Source organism: Dinoroseobacter sp. S76 (assembly GCF_049801095.1).
Lineage (GTDB): Bacteria > Pseudomonadota > Alphaproteobacteria > Rhodobacterales > Rhodobacteraceae > Dinoroseobacter.
Genome location: NZ_JBNAGH010000002.1, coordinates 172,938 through 194,341, shown reverse-complemented (window position 1 = coordinate 194,341; position 21,404 = coordinate 172,938). Strand labels below are relative to the sequence as shown.

24 protein-coding genes and 1 tRNA gene are annotated in these 21,404 nt (G+C 65.2%); 17 read left to right on the top strand and 8 right to left on the bottom strand.

Annotated features, from left to right (window positions below; translation table 11 throughout):
- The first annotated feature begins 12 nt into the window (after nucleotides 1-12).
- Together ACP153_RS06735 and ACP153_RS06730 are read left to right on the top strand one after the other, a co-directional pair.
- A complete protein-coding gene (locus tag ACP153_RS06735) occupies nucleotides 13-444 on the top strand; it encodes a universal stress protein (RefSeq protein ID WP_424970214.1) in 432 nt (143 codons plus the stop codon).
- A 5-nt stretch (nucleotides 445-449) separates the two neighbouring features.
- On the top strand, nucleotides 450-1,775 hold the full coding sequence (locus ACP153_RS06730; RefSeq protein WP_424970213.1) for an aspartate aminotransferase family protein: 1,326 nt from the start codon (nucleotides 450-452) through the stop codon (nucleotides 1,773-1,775).
- A gap of 219 nt (nucleotides 1,776-1,994) precedes the next feature.
- On the opposite strand, the gene ACP153_RS06725 is transcribed toward ACP153_RS06730, so the two are convergent.
- A tRNA-Ser gene (locus ACP153_RS06725) sits at nucleotides 1,995-2,084 on the bottom strand.
- Between the two features lie 157 nt (nucleotides 2,085-2,241).
- Here ACP153_RS06725 and ACP153_RS06720 point away from each other — a divergent pair.
- A complete protein-coding gene (locus ACP153_RS06720) occupies nucleotides 2,242-3,063 on the top strand; it encodes a DUF2059 domain-containing protein (RefSeq protein ID WP_424970212.1) in 822 nt (273 codons plus the stop codon).
- A gap of 3 nt (nucleotides 3,064-3,066) precedes the next feature.
- Here the strand turns inward: ACP153_RS06720 and ACP153_RS06715 are convergent, their stop codons facing one another.
- Nucleotides 3,067-3,453, bottom strand: a complete 387-nt coding sequence (locus tag ACP153_RS06715; RefSeq protein ID WP_424970211.1) for a hypothetical protein — start codon at nucleotides 3,451-3,453, stop codon at nucleotides 3,067-3,069.
- A gap of 159 nt (nucleotides 3,454-3,612) precedes the next feature.
- On the opposite strand from ACP153_RS06715, the gene ACP153_RS06710 reads away from it, so the two are divergent.
- The 9 genes from ACP153_RS06710 (at nucleotide 3,613) to ACP153_RS06670 (ending at nucleotide 10,356) form a co-directional block, all read left to right on the top strand.
- Nucleotides 3,613-4,248 carry a 50S ribosomal protein L21 gene (locus ACP153_RS06710; protein ID WP_424970210.1) on the top strand — a complete coding sequence of 212 codons (636 nt, stop codon included), beginning with the start codon at nucleotides 3,613-3,615 and terminating at the stop codon, nucleotides 4,246-4,248.
- A gap of 15 nt (nucleotides 4,249-4,263) precedes the next feature.
- Nucleotides 4,264-4,533 (top strand): 50S ribosomal protein L27, encoded by a 270-nt coding sequence (rpmA, locus tag ACP153_RS06705; RefSeq protein ID WP_424970208.1) that lies wholly within the window; start codon nucleotides 4,264-4,266, stop codon nucleotides 4,531-4,533.
- 118 nt (nucleotides 4,534-4,651) lie between these two features.
- Nucleotides 4,652-5,263 (top strand): LysE family translocator, encoded by a 612-nt coding sequence (locus ACP153_RS06700; protein ID WP_424970206.1) that lies wholly within the window; start codon nucleotides 4,652-4,654, stop codon nucleotides 5,261-5,263.
- Entirely contained in the window at nucleotides 5,260-5,805 is a 546-nt protein-coding gene (locus ACP153_RS06695; protein ID WP_424970205.1) for a GNAT family N-acetyltransferase, read from the top strand. Before ACP153_RS06700 ends, ACP153_RS06695 begins: the two co-directional genes overlap by 4 nt.
- A gap of 4 nt (nucleotides 5,806-5,809) precedes the next feature.
- Nucleotides 5,810-6,343, top strand: coding sequence for a GNAT family N-acetyltransferase (locus ACP153_RS06690; protein ID WP_424970204.1), 534 nt, complete (start codon nucleotides 5,810-5,812; stop codon nucleotides 6,341-6,343).
- The gene (locus tag ACP153_RS06685) at nucleotides 6,336-6,866 is read left to right on the top strand and encodes a GNAT family N-acetyltransferase (protein WP_424970203.1); all 531 of its coding nucleotides are present in this window, start codon (nucleotides 6,336-6,338) and stop codon (nucleotides 6,864-6,866) included. The genes ACP153_RS06690 and ACP153_RS06685 overlap by 8 nt, the downstream gene beginning before the upstream one ends.
- Entirely contained in the window at nucleotides 6,863-7,900 is a 1,038-nt protein-coding gene (gene obgE, locus ACP153_RS06680; RefSeq protein ID WP_424970202.1) for a GTPase ObgE, read from the top strand. Before ACP153_RS06685 ends, obgE begins: the two co-directional genes overlap by 4 nt.
- The gene (proB, locus tag ACP153_RS06675; RefSeq protein WP_424970201.1) at nucleotides 7,888-8,994 is read left to right on the top strand and encodes a glutamate 5-kinase; all 1,107 of its coding nucleotides are present in this window, start codon (nucleotides 7,888-7,890) and stop codon (nucleotides 8,992-8,994) included. The genes obgE and proB overlap by 13 nt, the downstream gene beginning before the upstream one ends.
- 96 nt (nucleotides 8,995-9,090) lie before the next feature.
- Nucleotides 9,091-10,356: a glutamate-5-semialdehyde dehydrogenase gene (locus tag ACP153_RS06670; RefSeq protein WP_424970200.1), complete on the top strand. Its 1,266-nt coding sequence runs from the start codon at nucleotides 9,091-9,093 to the stop codon at nucleotides 10,354-10,356.
- A 16-nt stretch (nucleotides 10,357-10,372) separates the two neighbouring features.
- Here ACP153_RS06670 and ACP153_RS06665 read toward each other — a convergent pair whose 3' ends face one another.
- Nucleotides 10,373-10,987: a histidine phosphotransferase family protein gene (locus tag ACP153_RS06665; protein WP_424970199.1), complete on the bottom strand. Its 615-nt coding sequence runs from the start codon at nucleotides 10,985-10,987 to the stop codon at nucleotides 10,373-10,375.
- Between the two features lie 29 nt (nucleotides 10,988-11,016).
- On the opposite strand from ACP153_RS06665, the gene ACP153_RS06660 reads away from it, so the two are divergent.
- The 3 genes from ACP153_RS06660 (at nucleotide 11,017) to ACP153_RS06650 (ending at nucleotide 12,953) form a co-directional block, all read left to right on the top strand.
- A complete protein-coding gene (locus ACP153_RS06660) occupies nucleotides 11,017-11,202 on the top strand; it encodes a DUF3553 domain-containing protein (protein WP_424970198.1) in 186 nt (61 codons plus the stop codon).
- Nucleotides 11,203-11,310: 108 nt separating this feature from the next.
- Nucleotides 11,311-12,087, top strand: coding sequence for a GNAT family N-acetyltransferase (locus ACP153_RS06655; protein ID WP_424970197.1), 777 nt, complete (start codon nucleotides 11,311-11,313; stop codon nucleotides 12,085-12,087).
- On the top strand, nucleotides 12,084-12,953 hold the full coding sequence (locus ACP153_RS06650) for a lysophospholipid acyltransferase family protein (protein WP_424970196.1): 870 nt from the start codon (nucleotides 12,084-12,086) through the stop codon (nucleotides 12,951-12,953). The genes ACP153_RS06655 and ACP153_RS06650 overlap by 4 nt, the downstream gene beginning before the upstream one ends.
- Here the strand turns inward: ACP153_RS06650 and gluQRS are convergent.
- The 3 genes from gluQRS to gyrA form a co-directional block, all read right to left on the bottom strand.
- Nucleotides 12,890-13,756, bottom strand: coding sequence for a tRNA glutamyl-Q(34) synthetase GluQRS (gene gluQRS, locus ACP153_RS06645; RefSeq protein WP_424970195.1), 867 nt, complete (start codon nucleotides 13,754-13,756; stop codon nucleotides 12,890-12,892). The genes ACP153_RS06650 and gluQRS overlap by 64 nt on opposite strands.
- Before the next feature lie 22 nt (nucleotides 13,757-13,778).
- The gene (trmFO, locus tag ACP153_RS06640) at nucleotides 13,779-15,140 is read right to left on the bottom strand and encodes a methylenetetrahydrofolate--tRNA-(uracil(54)-C(5))-methyltransferase (FADH(2)-oxidizing) TrmFO (RefSeq protein WP_424970194.1); all 1,362 of its coding nucleotides are present in this window, start codon (nucleotides 15,138-15,140) and stop codon (nucleotides 13,779-13,781) included.
- A gap of 66 nt (nucleotides 15,141-15,206) precedes the next feature.
- Nucleotides 15,207-17,939, bottom strand: coding sequence for a DNA gyrase subunit A (gene gyrA, locus ACP153_RS06635; protein ID WP_424970193.1), 2,733 nt, complete (start codon nucleotides 17,937-17,939; stop codon nucleotides 15,207-15,209).
- A gap of 190 nt (nucleotides 17,940-18,129) precedes the next feature.
- Between gyrA and ACP153_RS06630 the strand changes: the two genes are divergently transcribed.
- Nucleotides 18,130-18,399: an usg protein gene (locus ACP153_RS06630; RefSeq protein WP_424970192.1), complete on the top strand. Its 270-nt coding sequence runs from the start codon at nucleotides 18,130-18,132 to the stop codon at nucleotides 18,397-18,399.
- A gap of 167 nt (nucleotides 18,400-18,566) precedes the next feature.
- Here the strand turns inward: ACP153_RS06630 and ACP153_RS06625 are convergent, their stop codons facing one another.
- Nucleotides 18,567-19,034: a disulfide bond formation protein B gene (locus ACP153_RS06625; RefSeq protein WP_424970761.1), complete on the bottom strand. Its 468-nt coding sequence runs from the start codon at nucleotides 19,032-19,034 to the stop codon at nucleotides 18,567-18,569.
- 80 nt (nucleotides 19,035-19,114) lie between these two features.
- Nucleotides 19,115-19,762 (bottom strand): exopolysaccharide biosynthesis protein, encoded by a 648-nt coding sequence (locus tag ACP153_RS06620; RefSeq protein ID WP_424970191.1) that lies wholly within the window; start codon nucleotides 19,760-19,762, stop codon nucleotides 19,115-19,117.
- A gap of 401 nt (nucleotides 19,763-20,163) precedes the next feature.
- Here ACP153_RS06620 and ACP153_RS06615 point away from each other — a divergent pair, with 401 nt between their 5' ends.
- Nucleotides 20,164-21,207 carry a TRAP transporter substrate-binding protein gene (locus tag ACP153_RS06615; RefSeq protein WP_424970190.1) on the top strand — a complete coding sequence of 348 codons (1,044 nt, stop codon included), beginning with the start codon at nucleotides 20,164-20,166 and terminating at the stop codon, nucleotides 21,205-21,207.
- Nucleotides 21,208-21,404 lie beyond the last annotated feature (197 nt).

The window sequence follows — 21,404 nt, the reverse complement described above, 5'->3', positions numbered from 1 at the left end:
GAGGAGCCTCCCATGTTCAAGACTTTGCTTTTGCCCGTGGACCTCTCCAGCCCGCAAAGCTGGACCGGGGCGCTGCCCGCTGCCTTGCGTCTCAGTGACCCCGACAGCGTGCTGCATGTGGTCACCGTGGTCCCGGATTTCGGCCTCTCGGTCGTGGGCAGCTTCTTTGAGGACGGGTTCGAGAAGCGCGTCCTCCATGATGTGGGTGAGAAGCTGACCGCCTGGGTCGAAGAGAACGTCCCGGCGGAGGTCACCGTGCAGCCCCATGTGATGCATGGCCGGGTCTATGACGAGATCATCCGCGCCGCCGACCGGCTGGACGTGGATGCGATTGTCATCGGTTCGCACAGGCCCGATCTGGCGGATTACCTGCTTGGTCCGAATGCGGCCCGCGTGGTGCGCCATGCCAAGCAGTCGGTCTTTGTGGTGCGCGGAGACGGATAGACCCCATGGCAGGCCATGTTTTCGGGCGCAGCACCGCCGCGCTGCCCACCGCTGTGGCGGGGGCGGGGTGCTATATCATCGATGCGGAAGGGCGGCGTTACCTGGATGGCTCGGGCGGGGCGGCGGTGTCCTGTCTCGGTCATGACCACCCGGCGGTGCGCGCGGCACTCCATGCGCAGATCGACAAGATCGCCTTTGCCCATACGGGGTTTTTCACCTCCGAGCCTGCCGAAGGGCTTGCCGATGCGCTCATCGATTGCGCACCTCCGGGGATCGAGCGGGTCTATCTGCTCTCGGGCGGGTCCGAATGCGTGGAGGCCGCGCTCAAGCTTGCGCGGCAATACTATCTCGAGATCGGGGAGCCCCAGCGCCACCGCATCATCGCCCGGCGTCAGAGCTATCATGGCAACACGTTGGGCGCGCTGGCCGCAGGCGGCAATGCCTGGCGGCGGGAGAAATACGCACCGCTTCTGGTCGAAACGACCCATATCCCGCCTTGCTATGCTTACCGCGAGCAGGCGGAGGGCGAGAGTCCCGAGGCCTACGGGATCCGCGCCGCCGAAGCCCTGCGGGCGGAGATCGAGCGGCTGGGCCCCGAAACAGTCATGGCCTTCGTGGCAGAGCCGGTTGTGGGGGCCACCGCCGGCGCCGTGCCGCCCGCGCCGGGCTATTTCCAGCGGATCCGCGAGATCTGCGACGAGTTCGGGGTGCTGCTAATCCTCGATGAAGTCATGTGCGGCATGGGGCGCACGGGCACAATCTTTGCCTGCGAGCAGGACGGGATCAGCCCCGATATCGTCACGGTCGCCAAGGGTCTGGGCGCGGGCTATGCGCCGATTGGGGCAATGCTCGCCTCGGGCAAGATCTATGACGCCATCGCGGCGGGCTCCGGCAGTTTCCAGCATGGCCACACCTATCACGGTCACCCGCTGGCGGCGGCGGCGGGCGGGGCCGTGCTCGACACTCTGCGCGCGCCGGGCATGATGGAGGGGGTGCGCGAGAAGGGCGCCAGCCTGCAGCGCCATCTGGAGGCGCGGCTTGGCCAGCACCCCCATGTGGGAGATTTGCGGGGGCGGGGCCTTTTTCGCGGGGTTGAGCTGGTGGCGGATCGCGAGACGAAAGCGCCGCTCGATCCGAACCGCAAGCTCGGAGCGAAGATCAAGAAGGCGGCCATGGCGCGCGGTCTGATCTGCTATCCCGGGGGCGGAACCATCGACGGCAAGCTGGGCGATCACATCCTGCTGGCACCGCCCTTCATCATCGAAGAGATCCAGATCGAAGCGCTTGTGGAGATGCTGTCCGGGGCGATCGACGACGCGCTGGCTGCCTGAGGCGAGCTGCCGCCCGGGTGTCGGGACGCGCAGGCTGCGATCGGGGACAACGGGACGCCCCGCTGACCCCGACCAAAGCTGCGCCTCAGGGGCCGACCAGTGTCGCAGCGCTGTCCACCCTATCAGCCCGTGGGCCGGGAACCTATCACATTCCTGTAGAACGACTTGGCCTGTGGAGCGTTTTGGAGCCTTTGGGGTCCGTCCCTTCTGGACGGCCCGTGGCGGAGAGACAGGGATTCGAACCCTGGGTGGGCTTGCACCCACAACGGTTTTCGAGACCGCCCCGTTCGACCACTCCGGCACCTCTCCGCGAAGGGTCTGTGGCGGCTCGTTTAGCGGCGCGGCGGGGCGGGTGCAAGAGGGAATGGACCATCCACGCCAGCGGGTTCACGCAATTGCGCAAATCCCGCATTGGAAACCCGCGCGCGGCTACATATTTCTTGGGGAGCACCCGAATGGAGGTCCCATGCTGCGTCACGCCATCGCCCTGAGCGCCTGTCTGTCCCTTGCCCCACTGGCCGCGCTGGCCTCGCCCCGGATCGACGCGCTGCTGAACGCAGCCGGGATGGAGCGGATGCTGGAGCTGATGCGCGAAGAGGGCCTGGTATATGGCGATGACCTGGCTCAGGATTTCCTGGGCGGGTCCGGGGGCAGTTCCTGGGAGGCGGCGGTGAGCGCGGTCTATGACACGGAGCGCATGCGCGAGACCTTGAAGACCGGGTTCGCCGACAGTTTTGATGAGGACATGCTCACCCCGCTGGAGGAGTTCTATGGCTCCGACACCGGGGCGGAAATCGTCGCGCTGGAGATAGCCGCGCGGGAGGCGTTTCTCGACCGGGATCTCGAAGAGGCGACCAAGGCCCAGATCCCCGAATTGCAGGCCAGCAACCCCGAAGCCTATGAGCAGGTCACCGCCTTTATCGAGATCAACGATCTGGTGGATCAGAACGTGGTGGGCGCGCTCAACTCGAACTACGCCTTCTACATCGGCCTGATGGAGGGGGGCGGCTTTCCCAGTGATCTCAGCGAGACCGATATCCTGGCGGATGTCTGGGGGCAGGAGGGCGAGATCCGCGAGAACACGACCGAATGGCTCTATGCGTTCCTGCTGACCGCCTATCTGCCGCTGGAGGCGGACCGGATGGAGGCCTATCTGGATCTGTCGCGCTCCGATGCGGGACAGGCCTTTACCCGCGCGCTCTTTGCCGGGTTTGACGAGATGTTCATCGAGGTGTCGCGGGGCTTGGGGGCTGCGGCCTCTCGCTTCATGGCGAGCGAGGAGCTCTGACGCCTAGGGACCAGACACCATGAGCGCCACGACGAGCGCCTCCTGGTCCGCCTCATAGAGTGCGATATCCTCGGCAAAGCGCGCTGTGACCTCCGCGCGTGAGGCTGCTGGGACCCTGGCCAGATCAAACGCCTCGGACAGGGTGGTCCCGCCAGAGGCGCGGATTTCGTCCAGAAGCGCGGGGTAGTTGGCCGCGACGAAGCTGGAGACCTCCGCGCGGCGGGCCGAATAGACGGCTTCCTCCACCGCCGAGACAGGCAGGGTGACGGGCCAGAGCAAGGGGTTGCCCAGATGGTTGGCCTCGGTCCCGCAGGCCCCAAGGGCGACAAGGCAGAAAAGCACGCGCATGGCGGGATAGAGGCCCTGAAACGCCTTGACTTGCAAGGGCATGTCGAGGATAAGCCGCCATCCGTGCTGGGCCTGTCCCGGTGGCGGAGCTTTGAATGACGCCAAAGACAAGGCGCGCTGTTCGCGGCGATCCGGGGGACCGGATCACAAACACCGGGCATCCGGGGCCACAGGACGCGGTAGAAAATGAAGGAAGTTCATATGTTTGCGGTCCTCAAGACCGGCGGCAAGCAGTACAAGGTTTCCAGCGGAGATATCCTCCGTGTTGAGAAACTTGCCGCTGAAGCTGGTGAAACAGTCCAGTTCAACGAGATTCTCATGGTTGACGGCACCGTCGGTGCGCCCCTTGTCGAGGGCGCCGGGGTGCAGGCCGAAGTGATCGAACAGATCAAAGGCAAGAAAGTCATCCACTTCGTCAAGCGCCGCCGGAAGCACAGCTCCAAGCGGACCAAGGGTCACCGTCAGCAGCTGACGCTGCTGCGCGTCACCGACATCCTCGCCTCCGGTGCCGACGCCTCTGGCGTCAAGGCCGCGATCGGCGCGGGCTCGGTGTCCGGCGCAGCTGTCGCAGCCGCCGCACCGGCCCCCAAGAAAAAAGCCGCTGCCCCCAAGGCAGAGGCGGTTGAGGCCCCCGCAGGTGCGGATGACCTCAAGAAGCTCTCGGGCGTGGGCCCGGCGCTGGAAAAGAAACTGCTCGAAGCGGGTGTGACCACCTTCGCGCAGATTGCAGCATGGACCGAAGAGGACGTGGCTGCTATGGACGAGAAACTGTCGTTCAAGGGCCGGATCGAGCGCGAAGGCTGGATCGCACAGGCTCAGGAACTGGCAAACAGCTGATAGGAGGCACACGGTATGGCTCATAAAAAAGCAGGCGGCTCATCCCGCAACGGCCGCGACTCCGCTGGCCGCCGTCTTGGCGTCAAGAAGTTCGGTGGCGAAGTCGTCATTCCCGGCAACATCATCCTGCGTCAGCGCGGCACCAAGTGGTGGCCGGGCGACAATGTTGGCATGGGCAAGGATCACACCCTCTTCGCGACCGCGGAAGGCAATGTCTCCTTCAAGAAAGGCTTCAAAGGCCGCACCTTTGTCTCCGTTCTCCCAGTCGCAGAGGCCGCTGAGTAAGCCGCTCCCAATTCAGGACCCAGGTTCCTGACGGACCGGCCTCCCAGGCCGGTCTTTTTCGTTTTACGACCCGCGTTTTCAACCGCAGCACCGCGCTGCCCCATCAAGGTCCGAGGATATGAGTGTCGCCATAGGCAGCTTCCTCGTTTTCGCCGCCAGTCAGGTCGGAACCCCCGGCCCGGCAAACATGGCGTTGATGACCACCGGCGCCCGGTTCGGGCTGCGCCGGGCGCTGCCCTTTGTGGCGGGCGTGATCGCCGGCAAGCAGCTGATCATCTGGCCCATGGGATTTGGTCTTCTGGCGCTGGGGACCCAGCACCCGTGGATCTTTGAGACCCTGAAATGGATCTCGGCCGCCTATATCTGCTGGCTCGCCTGGCGGGTGACGCAGATCCGGCTGCAGCCGGGCACGCGGGGCGAGGATGTGGCAGCACCCGGTTTTGCCGCGGGGCTCATCGTGCACCCGCTCAACCCCAAAGCCTGGGCGATGATCACGGCGGGGTTCACGAGCTTTACCGACCCTGGAACCCCCGCGTTCCAGGCAACTCTGGCGATCGCGCTTTGCCTGATCTCCTGCCAGATCCTGTTGCAGCCGCTTTGGGCCTGGGGAGGGTCCGCATTGGCGGCAAAGGTCGCTGGAACACCTGCCGAGCGCGGCCTGATGTATGCGCTCGCAGGACTGACACTGGCCAGTGTGCTGTATGTTTTGTTCGGAGGAGGACAAGCATGACCATGGACGTGACCGCGCCCGAGAGCGTGCAGACCATCACCGCAGAGCGCTTTGTTCTGCGCCCGATCCGCCCCTCGGATGCGGGTCTCATGACGCTCTTTGCCAGCGACAAACGGGTGGCGGAGGCGACGACCTCGATCCCCCATCCCTTGCCCCCCGGGGCGGCGGAGGCCTTCGTCGCGCGTGTCTGTGCGCCCGATACCGACGAGGTGGTCTGGGTGATCGATGCCTCGGATTTCGGCGGCGGGGAGCTGCTGGGCCTGATCTCGCTTGAGCGTATGGATCGCGGCCAGTCCGAGATCGGCTATTGGGTCGCGCCAGCCTATTGGAATGCAGGTTTCGCGAGCGAGGCCGTGGCGGCTCTGGTCGCGGCGAACCCCCTGGCGAACAAGACGATCTTTGGCTCGGTCTTTCAGGACAACCCGGTCTCCGCGCGTGTGCTGACAAATGCGGGGTTCGATTATCTTGGCGATGCCGAGGCCTTCTCCGTGGCGCGCAACGCCAAGGTCCGAACCTGGACCTATCTCAAACGGGTGGACTGACCTCATGCAGGAGCCGGGCCATCTTTTGACCACGCCCCGGCTCCGTCTGCGCCCCGTCACGGAGGCGGATGCCGAGGCGATCGTCACTGCGATCAATGATTATGAGGTTGTGCGCTGGCTCTCCCGCGCGCCCTTTCCCTATACCCGTGCGGATGCGTTGGCGTTCATCGCCAAGAATACCGAGAATGCCGGGCAGGTCTGGATGATCGAGGATGCCAGCGGCTTGGTCGGCTGTATCGGGCGCAAGCGCGAGTTTGGCTACTGGCTGGCCCATTCGGCTTGGGGGCAGGGCTATGGCACCGAGGCCGGGCGGGCCGTGCTTGACTGGCATTTTGCCGATCCGGAGGCGCCTGGGCTGCTCTCGGGCTATCACGAGGGCAATGGCCGTTCCGCCCATGTGCTGGAGAAGCTGGGCTTTGTGCCTTGCGCGGATCGCAAGATCCACGCGCTGGCTCTCGACTGCGATGTGACGATCAAAGGCATGTGGATGGACCGGGCGGAATATGACCGTGCAATCTGTGGAGGGCGCCATGACTGACCAGAGCTTGCCGAACCTGCGGACGGCGCGGTTGCGCCTGCGCTCGCTCGAGATGGGGGATGCGCCCGATCTCGCCCGGATCGCCGGGGATCCGCGCGTGGCGCCCAACATCTTCGTGGCCACCGTGCCCTGGCCCCTGGCCGAGGTCGAAGCCCTGATCGCGCGCGATGTCTGGCAGGGCAAACTTGGGTTTCGCCTCGCGGTTCTGACCGAAGCCGGGCGCTTCATCGGTTCCATCGGTGTGAGCGCGCAGCCCCATATCTTTTACTTCTTCGACCCGGACAGCTGGGGACAGGGCTATGCCCGCGAGGCCGTTGGCGCCGTTGCTGATGCGGTGATGGATCACTTCGATCTGCCGCGCCTCGGGGCCGAGGTCTTCACCGACAACCCGGGCTCGGGCAAGGTGCTCGAGGCGTGCGGCTTTGCCCATGTGGGGCAGGGGATCGCGACCTCCCGCGCCCGGCTTGAGCCCGCAGACGTGTTCCTGTACGAGCGGCGGCAACCCACAAAGGCAACATCATGAAATTCCTCGATCTCGCCAAAGTCTATATCCGCTCCGGTGGCGGCGGGGCCGGCTGCATCAGCTTCCGGCGCGAGAAGTATATCGCCCAGGGCGGCCCCGATGGCGGCAATGGCGGGCGCGGCGGCGATGTCTGGGCCGAGGCGGTCGAGGGGCTGAACACGCTCATCGATTTCCGCTATCAGCAGCATTTCTTTGCCAAATCCGGCCAGCACGGCATGGGCCGTCAGCGCACAGGCAAGGATGGCGATGACATCGTGCTGCGCGTGCCCGTGGGGACCGAGATCCTCGAGGAGGATGAGGAGACCGTGATCGCCGACATGACCGCGGTCGGTCAGCGCGTGCTGCTCGCCAAAGGCGGGAATGGCGGGTTCGGCAACCTGCATTTCAAGTCCTCCACCAATCAGGCGCCGCGCCGGGCCAATCCCGGGCAGGAAGCGGTGGAGCGCACGCTTTGGCTGCGGCTCAAGCTGATCGCGGATGCGGGGCTCTTGGGCCTGCCCAATGCGGGCAAGTCGACCTTTCTCGCCGCGACCTCCAACGCCCGGCCCAAGATCGCGGATTACCCGTTCACGACCCTGCATCCGAACCTTGGCGTCGTCGGGGTCGACGGGGCGGAGTTCGTCATGGCGGATATCCCCGGCCTGATCGAGGGCGCCCATGAAGGGCGTGGGATCGGCGACCGGTTTCTGGGCCATGTGGAGCGTTGCGCGGTCCTTCTGCATCTGATCGACGGCACCTCCGAGGATGTGGCCGCCGATTACCAGACCATCATCCATGAGCTGGAGGCCTATGGTGGCGCGCTGGCCGACAAGCCCCGCGTGACGGCGCTGAACAAGATCGATGCACTGGACGCTGAGGAGCGCGCCGAGAAGGCCGCCGCCTTGCAAGCGGCCAGTGGTTTCCCTGTGTTGCAGCTGTCGGGGGTGACAGGCGAAGGGGTGCAGGATGTGCTGCGCGCCGTGCGGCGCCGGATCGAGGGATCGCGGCAGGCTGAGATCGCCGCCAAGCAGGAGCCTGAGGCATGGCAGCCCTAGAGACCGCGCGCTGCCTTGTCGTCAAGATCGGCTCGGCGCTTTTGGTGGATCAGACAAGCGGTGCCCTGCGCCAGGATTGGCTCAAGGGCCTCGCGCAGGACGTGGCCGAGGCCCGGGCGCGCGGCTCGGATGTGATTCTGGTGTCTTCGGGCTCCATCGCGCTCGGGCGTCGGGTGCTCGGGCTCGGGACCGGTCCGCTGCCGCTGGAACAGGCCCAGGCCGCCGCTGCCGTCGGACAAATCCGGCTTGCCCGCGCCTATGAGGAGGTGCTCGCCCCCCATGGCCGCACCACGGCGCAGGTGCTCGTGACGCTGGAGGACAGCACGGATCGCCGCCGCTATCTGAACACCCGTGCGACGCTGGGCACGCTCCTGAGCCTCGGTGTCACGCCCATCGTCAACGAGAATGACACGATCGCCACGGATGAGATCCGCTATGGCGACAATGACCGGCTGGCCGCACAGGTTGCCGTCATGGCCGGGGCGGATCAACTCGTGCTGCTCTCGGATGTGGACGGGTTCTACAGCGCCAATCCCGCCATTGACCCCGCCGCGCGCCGCTTTGACGTGATCGAGGAGATCACGCCCGAGATCGAGGCGATGGCGGGCGATGCGGTCTCTGGCATCTCCAAGGGCGGAATGAAGACCAAGCTTCTGGCGGCGCGGACGGCGACCGATGCGGGCTGTGCCATGGCGATCACAGAAGGCTCGCGCCTGCGCCCGCTCCAAGGATTGATCGACGGCGCGCCGGTGACCTGGTTCCTGCCGCGCACGGATCCGCTGGCCGCGCGCAAGCACTGGATTGCCGCGATGAAGCCGCGCGGCGAAATCACCGTGGATCCGGGCGCCCATGCCGCGCTCAGCCGGGGCAAGAGCCTGCTGCCTGCGGGCATCACCGATGTCTCGGGCCAGTTCGGGCGCGGCGATCCCGTGGCGATCCTCGGCCCCGAGGGCCAGGCGCTCGGCAAGGGGCTGACCCGCTATACCGCCGCCGAGGCCCGCGCCATTCGCGGCAAACGCAGCGCCGAGATCGCCGATGTGCTGGGCTATCCAGGCCGCGCCGTGCTGGTGCATCGGGACGATATGGTCCTGTAAGCCAGCCCTTCCAAGGGGCCGGACCAAGCGCCGGTCTTGCCCGTTCCGGGATTTCCCCGTATCTCGAATGTCCAAACCAACCCCAGAGGGTCTGTCATGAAAGACTTTGCCGATATCCCCGCCCTGATGACTGAAATCGGGTCCGCAGCCAAGCTGGCCGCGGCGGAGTTGGCATTTGCCCCAGCCGAGCAGCGGGCCGAGGCGCTGACCCGGGCCGCCGATGCGGTCTGGGCCCGACGGGATGAGATCATCGCGGCCAATGCCAAGGATCTGGAGTTTGGCCGCAACAAGGGTCTGAGCCCGGCTATGATGGACCGTCTCGCGCTCGATGAGGGGCGGATCGATGGGATCGTGCAGGGCTTGCGGGCCGTGGCGGCCCAGGAAGACCCGGTCGGGGCTGTGACCTCGGCCTGGGATCGGCCCACGGGGCTCAAGATCCGCCGGGTGCGCACGCCGCTCGGCGTGATTGGCGTGATCTATGAAAGCCGTCCGAATGTGACCGCCGATGCCGGGGCGCTTTGCCTGAAATCCGGCAATGCGGTGATCCTGCGCGGCGGCTCCGAGAGCTTCCATTCCTCATCCCTGATCCATGCCTGTCTTGTGGACGGGCTGCGCGCCGCAGGCCTGCCCGAGGCGGCGATCCAGCTTGTGCCGACCCGCGACCGCGCGGCGGTTGGCGAAATGCTGACCATGACCGACACGATCGACGTGATCATTCCGCGTGGCGGCAAGGGGCTTGTGGGCCGGGTGCAGGCGGAGGCGCGGGTGCCGGTCTTTGCCCATCTCGAGGGGATCTGCCACATCTATCTCGACAAAGATGCAGATGCCGAGAAGGCCCGCGCCGTGATCCTGAACGCCAAGACCCGCCGGACAGGAATCTGCGGGGCTGCGGAATGCGTGCTGATCGACAAGGCCTGGTTCGAAGCGCAGGGCGCGCAGGTTCTGACCGATCTGATCGAGGCCGGTGTGGAGGTGCGCGCCGACGAGACGCTGCAAGGGGTGCCGGGTACCGTGCCGGCCGCAGCGGACGATTATGGGCGCGAGTTTCTCGACATGATCATCGCGGCGCGGGTCGTCGATGGCGTGGATGGGGCGATTGCCCATATCCGCGACTATGGCTCGCAGCACACGGATTGCATCCTGACCGAGAACGACGCCACCGCGGATCGCTTCTTTCAGCGGCTCGACAGTGCGATCCTGATGCGGAACGCCTCCACACAGTTCGCCGATGGTGGCGAGTTTGGAATGGGCGCGGAGATCGGCATTGCGACCGGCAAAATGCATGCGCGCGGCCCGGTTGGCGCCGAGCAGCTGACCTCCTTCAAGTATCTTGTCGAAGGGGATGGCACGATCCGGAGCTGACCGGATCGCGCATGTGTCATGTGTGGACCGTCAGCGTACGCTCGTCGGTCCGCGCCACCCGGATCGGCCGACCGCTTGACTGGCCCATCTCGCGCAGCAGGGCGAATTGCACCTGTGCGGGACGTAAGCCATCAAGCGGCGCTGTTCCCGCCAACCCGTTCCAAAGCATTTCATCAAAGGCAAAGCGCTCCGCCGTGCCGGTAAAGACGAACTCGCCCGGACGCCCGGCGACCTGCACGCTGCCGCCATAGGGCATGGCCGTCTCCAGACATTGCAGGGTGAGGAACGCCTTTTTCGCGTCCGAGCGCAGCATATCCTCGGGCTGCCAGTTGATCACGAGACGGCTGCCCTGATAGCTGCCATGGAGCGCGCCGCGCAGCTCGGCCCCTTTGATCATCTGGTTTGTCTGAGCATCCCCAAAGGCGATGCGGAAAAAGCGGATGCGCGCATTCGCGCTTTCAACACTTTCGGCGATCAGGGCCATCTCTGGCCCTTCGCTCGCGCCGGACATCTGCAAGAGCTCCAGCCCATTGCCGATGGCGCCAAGCGGGCTAATAAGATCATGACAGATCCTGGATCCGATCAGCGCGCTCAGATCCTGCGCTTGGCCCGTCTGTCCGGGATCACTCATAACCGCCTCCAACGAAAGGATGCACTGCCATGTCAGAGATGAACGCGCTTCTGGAACCGGGCATGTTCGTGCGCAACCCGAGCCAACCCGAGTGGGGGGTGGGGCAGGTGCAGTCAAACATAAACAGTCGCATCACGGTCAATTTCGAGAATGAGGGCAAAGTCGTGCTGGATGCCACGCGCATTGCATTGGATCGGCTTTTTGACATGGAGTGACTTTCCTAAACCGACAACTTCTTAACGGTACCAACAACCTATGGTTGTGTCAACGCAGCAAGACGCCGATCCGTTGCAAGTTCGCGGGAATGCGTTAAAGAGCGTGCCATGTTGACCCATACGCCTCGCTTTGACGTCACCTTGGCCGAGACTCCGGCGGATCTGCGCGCGGCTCAGCGGCTGCGCTATGACGTCTTTGTGGCGGAGCTCGGTGGCTCGGGCGCTTTGGTGGATCATGACGCCCGGCTCGAGCGGGATGAGTATGACGCAATCTGCGAGCATCTCCTGCTGCGGGATCTGGACCGGCCTGCGGATGATCTGGACCGTGTGGTCGGGGTCTACCGACTGTTGCAGGGCAAGCGTCTGCCGCAGGATCGGTCGTTTTATTCCGAGGCTGAGTACAACCTCGATCCCTTGCGCAATTCGGGGCGTAACCTGTTGGAACTAGGTCGCTCTTGCGTCCATGCGGAGTATCGCAGCGGATTGGCGATGATGGCGCTCTGGTCTGGCCTCGCCGCTTATGTGGAGGAGAACGGGGTCGAGGTACTCTTTGGCGTGGCCAGTTTTCACGGCACGGATATCGAGGCGCTGCGCGCGCCGCTGTCGCTCCTGCATCACCGGCATCTGGCTCCTGCATCCCTGCGGGTGACCGCGCAGCCCGCCCATTTCCAGCCCATGGATCTGATCCCGGCGGAGGAGCTTGACGCGGCCGCAGCCAGCCGGGCCATTCCGCCGCTGATCAAGGCCTATCTGCGGCTCGGGGGCGGGATCGGTGAGGGGGCCTTCATCGACCATGCCTTCAACACCACCGATGTCTGTCTGGTGATGGATACGGCCCGCATGTCCGACCGGCGCAAGGCGTTCCACACCCACCGCGCCTCATGAGTACCTGGTATGATGGGGGCGCGCCGCCCGCCTCGCGCCGTTTTGGTCTCGCGGATTGGGCGCGGATCCTGCTGCGCGGGCTGCCCATGGCGCTGGTCGTGTTCGGCGGGCTCCTGCTGCTGTTGACCCTGCGGCTGGTGGAGCGTCCGCTTTTTGGTCTCCACCGTCCGATCACGCCCCATATCACGACGCAGGTCTGCCGTGTGTCGCTCTGGCTCATGGGGGTGCGGCGCGAGGTGCGCGGCATGCCCATGCGGGGGCAGGGGGCACAGGTCGCCAACCATGCGAGCTGGCTCGATATCTTTGTGCTGAACGCCTGCCAGCAGGTCTATTTCGTCTCGAAATCCGAAGTGGCCGGATGGCCCGGGATCGGCTGGCTGGCACGCGCCACGGGCACGCTCTTCATCCGGCGCGACCGCAGCGCCACGGCGGATCAGGCGCAGGCCTTTCACGCGCGGATCCTCGCGGGCCACCGCTTGCTGCTCTTCCCCGAGGGCACCAGCAGTGACAGCCGCCGGGTGCTGCCCTTCAAATCCTCGCTCTTTTCAGCCTTCTTCCAGCCCGATCTGCGGGAGCGGAGCGCCGTGCAGCCGGTGACGGTCGTCTATCACCCGCCCGAGGGGGCAGATCCGCGCTTCTATGGCTGGTGGGGCGATATGGAGTTCGGGGGGCATCTCCTGCTGATGCTGGCTCAGCCGCGCCATGGCCATGTGCGCGTGCGGTTTCACGACCCGATCCCGGTGACCGATTGCGCGGATCGCAAGGCGCTTGCCAAAGCCTGTGAGGCGGTGATCCGCGCCGATCACCCTTGCGGGTCGGACCAGAGCGCACGGACCTCCGCCACCGAAAGCCCGGCAGCGCGATAGGCCGCAAGGGCGCGCGCATCATCACGCTTTGCCAGCCGCTTGCCCGCCGCGTCGCGGATCAGCCGGTGATGGTGATAGATCGGCACGGGCAGTCCGAGCAAAGCTTGCAGCACCACATGGATCGCGGTCGCCTCGAAGAGATCCCGCCCGCGCACCACATGCGTGATGTCTTGCGCCGCGTCATCCACCACCACCGAGAGGTGATAGGAGGTGGCCATATCCCGTCGGCAGAGCACCACATCCCCGACCCGTTCCACGAGACCTGAGGGGGAAAGAGTGATCTCCCCATGCTCCCCGGCCAGACCCGCGCCGGTCTCAACAAAGCGCAGCGCGTCCGGCGCGCAGCGCGCGACCGCCGCTGTCATATCGAGCCGCAAAACGGCTTCCTTTGGCCGGGGTCCGCTGCGATCCCGCCCACGACAGGTGCCGGGATAGATCAGACCATCCGGACCCAGCAGCGGCGTGTCCTCCTGCGGGGCGCGCGTGGCCTCGGCGATGTCCCGGCGGGTGCAGGTGCAGGGATAGAGCAGGCCTTCGGCCCAAAGCTGGTCCAGCGCAGCATCATAGGCCGTCTGCCGCTCCGATTGCCGCATGACCGGGCGAGGCCAGCTCAGGCCCAGCCACGTCAGATCCTCCGCGATCAGCGCCTCCCATTCCGGGCGCGCGCGGCTCTGGTCAATATCCTCGATCCGCAAAAGCAAAGTGCCGCCCGCCGCTTCGGCCATCGCCGCCGCCGTGCAGGCCGAGAACCCATGCCCGAGATGGAGCGGGCCGGTGGGCGAAGGGGCGAAGCGCGTTCTCATCGGCTCTCGGGGTGCGTCCGGATCACTCCGCCGCGAGCGGTTGCCCGAGCCAATCCATCCAGGCGGATTTGGCGCGATCCGTGTAGCCCTTGTAGCGCTCCTTGCGGCCACGCCGCCCGCCGCGCACACCGTCCAGCGGCGGGAAGAGCCCGAAATTCACGTTCATCGGCTGGAATGTCTTGGCCTCGGCGCCGCCTGTGATGTGATGGATGAGCGCGCCCATGGCGGTTTCCTGCGGCGGGCCTTCCACGGGCTGACCGAGGATTTCGGCAGCCGCCATCCGCCCCGCAAGCAGGCCCATGGCGGCGCTTTCCACATAGCCCTCAACCCCGGTGATCTGCCCGGCAAAGCGCAAATGGGGCTTGGACCGCAGGCGCATCTGCGCGTCGAGCAGGGTCGGCGAGTTGATGAAGGTGTTCCGGTGGATCCCTCCGAGCCGCGCAAAGCGGGCCTCCTCCAGCCCCGGGATCATGCGGAGCACTTCGGTCTGGGCGCCGTATTTCATTTTCGTCTGGAAGCCGACGATGTTGTAGAGCGTGCCGAGCGCGTTGTCCCGGCGCAGCTGCACCACCGCATGGGCCTTGATGTCAGGCTGGTGCGGGTTCGTCAGGCCCACGGGCTTCATCGGCCCATGGCGCAGGGTCTCGCGACCCCGCTCAGCCATCACCTCAATCGGCAGGCAGCCGTCAAAATAGCCCGCCGTCTCACCCGGCTTGAACTCGGTCTTCTCGGCGGCCAGCAGGGCGTCGATGAAACCCTCATACTGGTCGCGATCCATGGGGCAGTTGAGATAGGCGGTCCGCTCCTCCTCGGTCTCGCCCTTGTCATAGCGCGACTGCATCCAGGCCTTGGACATGTCGATACTGTCGAAATAGAGGATCGGCGCGATGGCATCGAAGAAGGCGAGGCTTTCCTGTCCGGTCTCGGCGGCAATCGCCTCGGCAAGCGCGCCAGAGGTCAGGGGACCGGTCGCTATGATCCAATAGCCCTCCTCGGGCAGGGCGGTGATCTCATCGCCATCCAAAGTGATATTCGGGTGGGCCAGCAGCCGCTCGGTGACCGAGGCCGCGAACGGGTCGCGATCTACCGCCAGCGCGCCGCCAGCGGGCAGGGCGTGGCGATCCGCCATCTCCATGATCAGGCCGCCCGCCGCGCGCATCTCCCAGTGCAGCAGGCCCACGGCATTCTGCTCATCGTCATCGGAGCGGAAGGAGTTCGAACACACCATCTCTGCCAGATGCCCGGTCTTGTGGGCGAAGGTTTCGACCTTGGGCCGCATCTCGTGGATGACGACGTTGACGCCCATCTGGACAGCCTGCCAGGCGGCTTCGGACCCGGCCATGCCGCCGCCGACGATGTGGAGTGTGTGATCTGCTGTGCTCATGAGCCTCGATATAGAGGCTCACAAGCGGGATGGAAATGTCGGATCGTCACCCGAGGACGCGGTGGCTCAGCCTTCCTCGGCGCCATCTTCCTCGCCCTGATCGGCGATATAGGCGACGGAGACGACCTGTTCGCCCGGGGCGGTGTTGAACACCTTCACGCCGCCCGCCGCGCGGGAGCGGAAGCTGATCCCGTCCACAGGACAGCGGATCGATTGGCCGGTGGAGGTCGCAAGCATGATCTGATCGTCGAGCTCCACAGGGAAGCAGGCCACGAGCGGGCCGCCCCGCATGGCCTTGTCCATCGCCGTCACACCCTGACCGCCGCGTCCGCGGACCGGGTAGTCATGGCTCGAGCTGATCTTGCCCGTCCCGCCGGAGGTAATTGTCAGTATCAGGTCCTCGGCCGCCGACATCTCGGCATAGCGCTCTGGGCTGAGCTGCCCGGCCTCGACCGCGTCCTCATCATCGCTCTCGGCGTCATCGGATAGCCCGGCCACCGCGCGGCGCATCTTGAGATAGGCGGCGCGCTCCTGCGGGTCGGCGACGAAATGGCGGATCACGGCCATGGAGACGACCTCATCCCCCTCCGCAAGTCGCACGCCGCGCACGCCGGTGCTGTCGCGGCCCTTGAAGACCCGGACATCCGTGGTGCGGAAACGGATCGCGCGTCCCGAGGCGGTGATCAGCATCACGTCATCCTCCTCGGAGCAGATCCGCGCTTTCACGAGGCTCACCCCCTCGGGCAGCTTCATGGCGATCTTGCCGTTAGATTTCACATTCGTGAAGTCTGACAAGGCGTTACGGCGCACATCTCCAGCAGAGGTTGAAAAGACGATCTGCAGGTCGGACCAGTCTTCCTCGTCCCGGTCCACGGGCATGATCGCCGCGATGGAGGTCCCGGTCGAGATCGGCAATACGTTGACGATGGCCTTTCCGCGGGCGTTGCGGCCACCCGAGGGCAGACGCCAGGTTTTGAGCTTGTAGACCATTCCATCCGTCGTGAAGACCAGAAGCGGCGTGTGGGTGTTTGCCACGAACAGCGTCGTGACCACGTCGTCTTCCTTGGTGTTCATCCCCGACAGGCCCTTGCCACCGCGTTTCTGGGCGCGGAATTCGACCAGCGGGGTGCGCTTGATATAGCCGCCCGAGGTGACCGTCACGACCATATCTTCGCGCTCGATCAGGTCCTCGTCTTCCATGTCGCCGGACCATTCGGCGATCTCGGTGCGGCGGGGCACGGCGAATTGCTCGCGCACCTCGCGCAGCTCGTCGGAGATGATCGCCATGATCCGCGCGCGGGAGCGGAGAATATCAAGGTATTCCTGAATCTTACCGGCCAGCTCTTGCAGCTCGTCGGTGACTTCCTTGACGCCCAGCTGGGTCAGACGCTGCAGACGCAGCTCAAGGATCGCGCGGGCCTGGGTCTCCGAGAGGTTATAGGTCCCGTCCTCGTTCATCGTATGGGTCGGATCGTCGATCAGACGGATGTAACCGGCGATCTCCTCGGCGGGCCAGCGCCGGGTCATCAGCTTCTCTCGGGCTTCTGCCGCATCGGCGGAGGCGCGGATGGTGGCGACGACCTCATCCACATTGGAGACGGCGACGGCGAGACCGCAGAGGATGTGGCTTCGCTCTCGGGCCTTGCGCAGGTCAAACGCCGTGCGGCGCGCCACAACTTCCTCGCGGAAGGTGATGAAACTGCTGAGGAAATCCTTGAGCGTCAATTGCTCGGGACGTCCGCCATTCAGCGCCAGCATGTTGCATCCGAACGAGGTCTGCATGGGCGTGAAGCGGTAGAGCTGGTTCAACACCACCTCGGGCGTTGCGTCGCGCTTCAGCTCGACCACCACACGGACCCCGATCCGGTCGCTTTCGTCCTGTACATGGGCAATGCCCTCGATCCGCTTGTCGCGGACAAGCTCAGCGATCTTCTCGATCATCGAGGCTTTGTTGACCTGATAAGGGATCTCGTCGAGCACGATGGCGTAACGGTCCTTGCGCAGCTCCTCGATCCGGGTCTTGGCGCGGATGATGACCGAGCCGCGTCCCTCCAGATAGGCCTTACGCGCGCCGGACCGTCCGAGGATCTGCCCGCCCGTCGGGAAATCCGGGGCGGGGACGTATTGCATCAGGTCCTCAACCTCGAGATCCGGAGTCTCGATCAGGGCCAGCGTCGCGTCGATCACCTCGCCCAGATTATGGGGCGGGATATTCGTGGCCATACCGACCGCGATGCCGCCGGCGCCATTGACGAGCATGTTCGGGAACCGCGCCGGAAGGACCGTCGGCTCCTGATCCTTGCCATCGTAATTGTCTTGGAAATCAACGGTTTCCTTCTCAATATCTGCGAGAAGGGCGGCAGCGGGCTTGTCCATCCGCACTTCGGTATAGCGCATGGCGGCGGGGTTATCGCCATCCATGGACCCGAAATTGCCCTGACCATCCAGAAGCGGCAGGGACATGGAGAAATCCTGCGCCATGCGCACCAGCGCGTCATAGATCGCGCCATCCCCATGGGGGTGGTATTTGCCCATGACATCGCCCACGGGCCGCGCCGATTTGCGATAGGCCTTGTCATGGGAGTTCCCGGTCTCATGCATGGCATAGAGGATGCGCCGGTGCACGGGCTTGAGCCCATCGCGCAGATCCGGGATCGCCCGACTGACGATCACGCTCATGGCATAATCGAGATAGGAGCTCTTCATCTCCTCCGCGATGGAGATGGTCGGCCCCGTATAGTCGGACCCGCCGCCGGGGGTTTCGTCCATGTTTTCAGGGGGTTCCGGGGTGTCGGTCACGTGGGCCGAACTCCTTTGTCAGAGGCACAATATTTAGTCCCTTGGAGTATAACAGAACCTTCATCTTGCGCACAAGTTGTGCATGAGATTTACGAGCAGCCCCCGGAGGGGGGTGCTAACATGCTGTTCTTATTGCTTTATTAATCCTGATATGGCTCGATATCCCCATGGGACAAGAACGGAGACGCATATGGCAGGCCAGGAAACCGAATTGATGCTGCGCGGATACGGGTTGACCACGGCGGAGATGTATTACCGCATGCCCGACCATCCGAGCGTTCTGAACACCTTCATCTGGCAGGACTATGACCTGGCACCAGACTATCCGGCGCTGTTCAAATTCATTGAATTCTGGCAGGCCGAGATTGAGGGCGCGCTGCATTCCGTGCGCTTCGCCCATCGCAAGATGATCTCGCCCGGAGAGTGGCGGCACGTCACCCATGAGTTGCCTCTGCACTAGGTCTGAGGGCCCGCCCGACGGGGTCGGCGCGCCGTCTGCCTCCTGTCGGACATGTGTCGGGCAAGTGTCGGGCACGGGCGCACGGTGGTGCAGGCATGTGTTAACCCGCGCGCTCCGCTCTGTGGTTCGAGAATGCCCTGTGGCGCGGGAATGCCGCTGAGCCCGGCTCAGGCCCGCGCTTGACGGAGCAGCGCCAGCGCCCAGAGCGCGGCAAGGCCCAGACTGATCACCATGTTCCAGCTCGCCATGGAGAGGCCCAGCATCTCCCACGCGACCTCGTCACAGCGCACGAGCGGGGCCTCCATGATCGAGGCGAGCAGGTCTTCGGGGCTCATGCCCGTGATATCGCCGGAGGTGCAGGTGGTCGGGCCCTCCCACCAGCCACGCTCGACGCCCGTATGGTAGCCGCCGATCCCCGCTGTGGTCAGCGCTCCGCCGAGCCCCAGCCAGGCCGCGAGGGGGGAGACAAGGCTGAGCCCGCCCGCCAGCACCGCCACCGCATGGGGCCAACGCTGCCAGAGGCACATGGCACAGGGGGCGAGACCGCCGAGATGTTGAAAGCCGAAGGCGCCCAGGAGCATCGCGAGAGACCCGCCAGCGGCGAGCAGTGCGAGCATGCGGGGATTATCGAGCATCGAAACCTCTGAGACCGGCGGATGGGATGGGCGTTCATCGCCCATGTCCCGGGGCGCTGCAAGGCCCTCGCGGATCACAATCAGAGGCCGATCCAGGATTTCAGCAGGCTGATCACCGTGGCCCCGGCAAAGAGCAGAGTGCCGATCCAGGCTGTGCCGAGAATGGTGCCGAGGATCACGAGGATCCCGTCCCGCTGCAGCAATCCCATGGCCACGATCACCACGGCAAAGCCCGGCACGGTGTTGGTCGAGGGCAGCGGCACGAGGATCGAGGCGCTGAAGAGGACCAGAGCCAGACCGACAAGGCGGTCGGCGGGCGCGCGGGTCAGGGCCGAGAGCCGGGGGCGGCTGATGCCTTCGATCCGGTGCAGCCAGGGCTCGGCGCGGGTGGCCAGGCTCGACAGGCCCTCGGTCTTGACCTCGCGCGCGCTCAGGCGCTCCGGCAGCCAGGGGGTCTGGCGCCCGATCAGGATCTGGGCCGAAACGAACATGAGCGGCAGCGCCACCACCTGCGGGATGCCGTAGAGAAAAGGGATGCAGCAGGGCAGGGCGAGGATCAGCAGGAACAGTCCGAAGGCCTGCTCGTGGAGGCGCGACATCACCCAGCCCAGGGTCACCGAGGGGCCCTCGGCCTCCTCCACCAATTGGTGGAGACGCTGGGAGATTGCGAAATCCTCGGTCTGCGCGGGCATCCCATCCGGGTCCTGATTGAGCTGCGCTTCAGACATAGGATCGCGCGCAGCTGGGTCCGAATGTGCCGGACGGGGGTGTGGCGCGGGCTTGTGCCCGGTCAGTCAGGGTGCGGATCATCGGGGCCTCATAGGTCATGGGCTCATGCACCATGGGGACCGCGCGGGGTCAATCCCCGGCGGCGGCGATGGGGCGCCTTGGCCCTGAATTGGCCCCGAATTGGCGCAGAACGCGCGCGGTTTGCTGGGTTGCGAGCGCCTTTGGAATTGCGGGCGGCGGTATGTCTGACGCCGTGCGATATGCCGCTCGTTGCAGATGCAACAAACCTCTGGCGCTTTTGCGTGGTCCGGCTACACTCACCGCAGCCGGGGCCGCGATGGCATCAGACCGATCCGCCCCGGGCGATATGTGATTGCAGTCGTTCCAGGGAGGGAACACCATGAACAGCCTTATGAAGACCGTCCTCACGGGGGCGGTGGCCCTGACGCTTGGTGCGGGCGCCGTGGCGGCCCAGGAGGTCACGCTCCGCTGTCAGCATTTCCTGAGCCCGCAAGGGTCGGTGCCCAAATTCTTCATCACGCCCTGGGCGGAGAAGATCGAGGCGGAATCCAAGGGGCGGATCAAGGTCGAGATCTATCCGGCGATGCAGCTCGGGGGGAAGCCGCCCGCGCTTTATGACCAGATCCGCGATGGGGTCATCGATTGCGGCTGGGCCTTGCCGGCCTATACGCCTGGACGCTTCCCGGAAAGCGAGGCGTTCGAGCTTCCCTTCATGACGACCATGTCCGCAGAGGCGTCGTCCCGCGCGGCCTGGGAGTTCACCGAGAAATACCTGATGGAGCGGATGGGCGATATCCACCTGATGGCGGTCCATGTGCATGGGCCCGGCGTGATCCACAAGAAGGGTGATCCGATCATGGGCACCGCGGATTTCGACGGGCTGAAGCTGCGTGGGCCGTCGCGTCAGGCCAACAAGCTGCTGGAGACGCTGGGCGCCACGCCCGTGGGGATGCCGGTGCCTGCCTTTCCGGAATCCCTGTCCAAGGGGATCGTTGATGGGGGCGTGATCCCGTGGGAGATCGTGCCGCCGCTGAAGGTGCATGAGCTGGCTGACAGCCATACGCAGATCGGCGGGGACCGGGCGCTCTACAATACGTTCTTTGTCTGGGGGATGAACAAGGCCAGCTATGACCGGCTGCCCGATGACCTCAAGGCGGTGATCGACGCCAACTCCGGGCTGGAGGCTTCGGCCTGGGCCGGGCGCGCCATGGATCAGGGCGATGAGCTTGGGGAGGGGGTCGTTGCGGGCACCGATAACAAGATCCACGTTCTCGATGACGGGACGGTCGCCGAGCTGCGCAAGATCGGCGATGATCTGACCGCAGCCTGGGCCGCGGAGATGGAGAGCAAGGGCCTGCCTGGCGCGGCCATGGTCGAAGATGCCAAGATGTTCGTGACCAAGCACGAAAACGGCGGCAGCTGAGCGCGTCCGCAGGTCCCGCATGCGGGACCTGCCACCTCTCCGGCGGATGGGGATGTTCCCGTGGCGCGACACGCATGCGCGTCGCGCGGACCCGCCCAGCCCGGATCCCGTCCGCAACACGGCAGACGTTCTGCCCCTTGCGTCCCTGACCCAGCGCGGTACATCAAGGGCCGACCCGAGGGGACGGCTCTGACCCA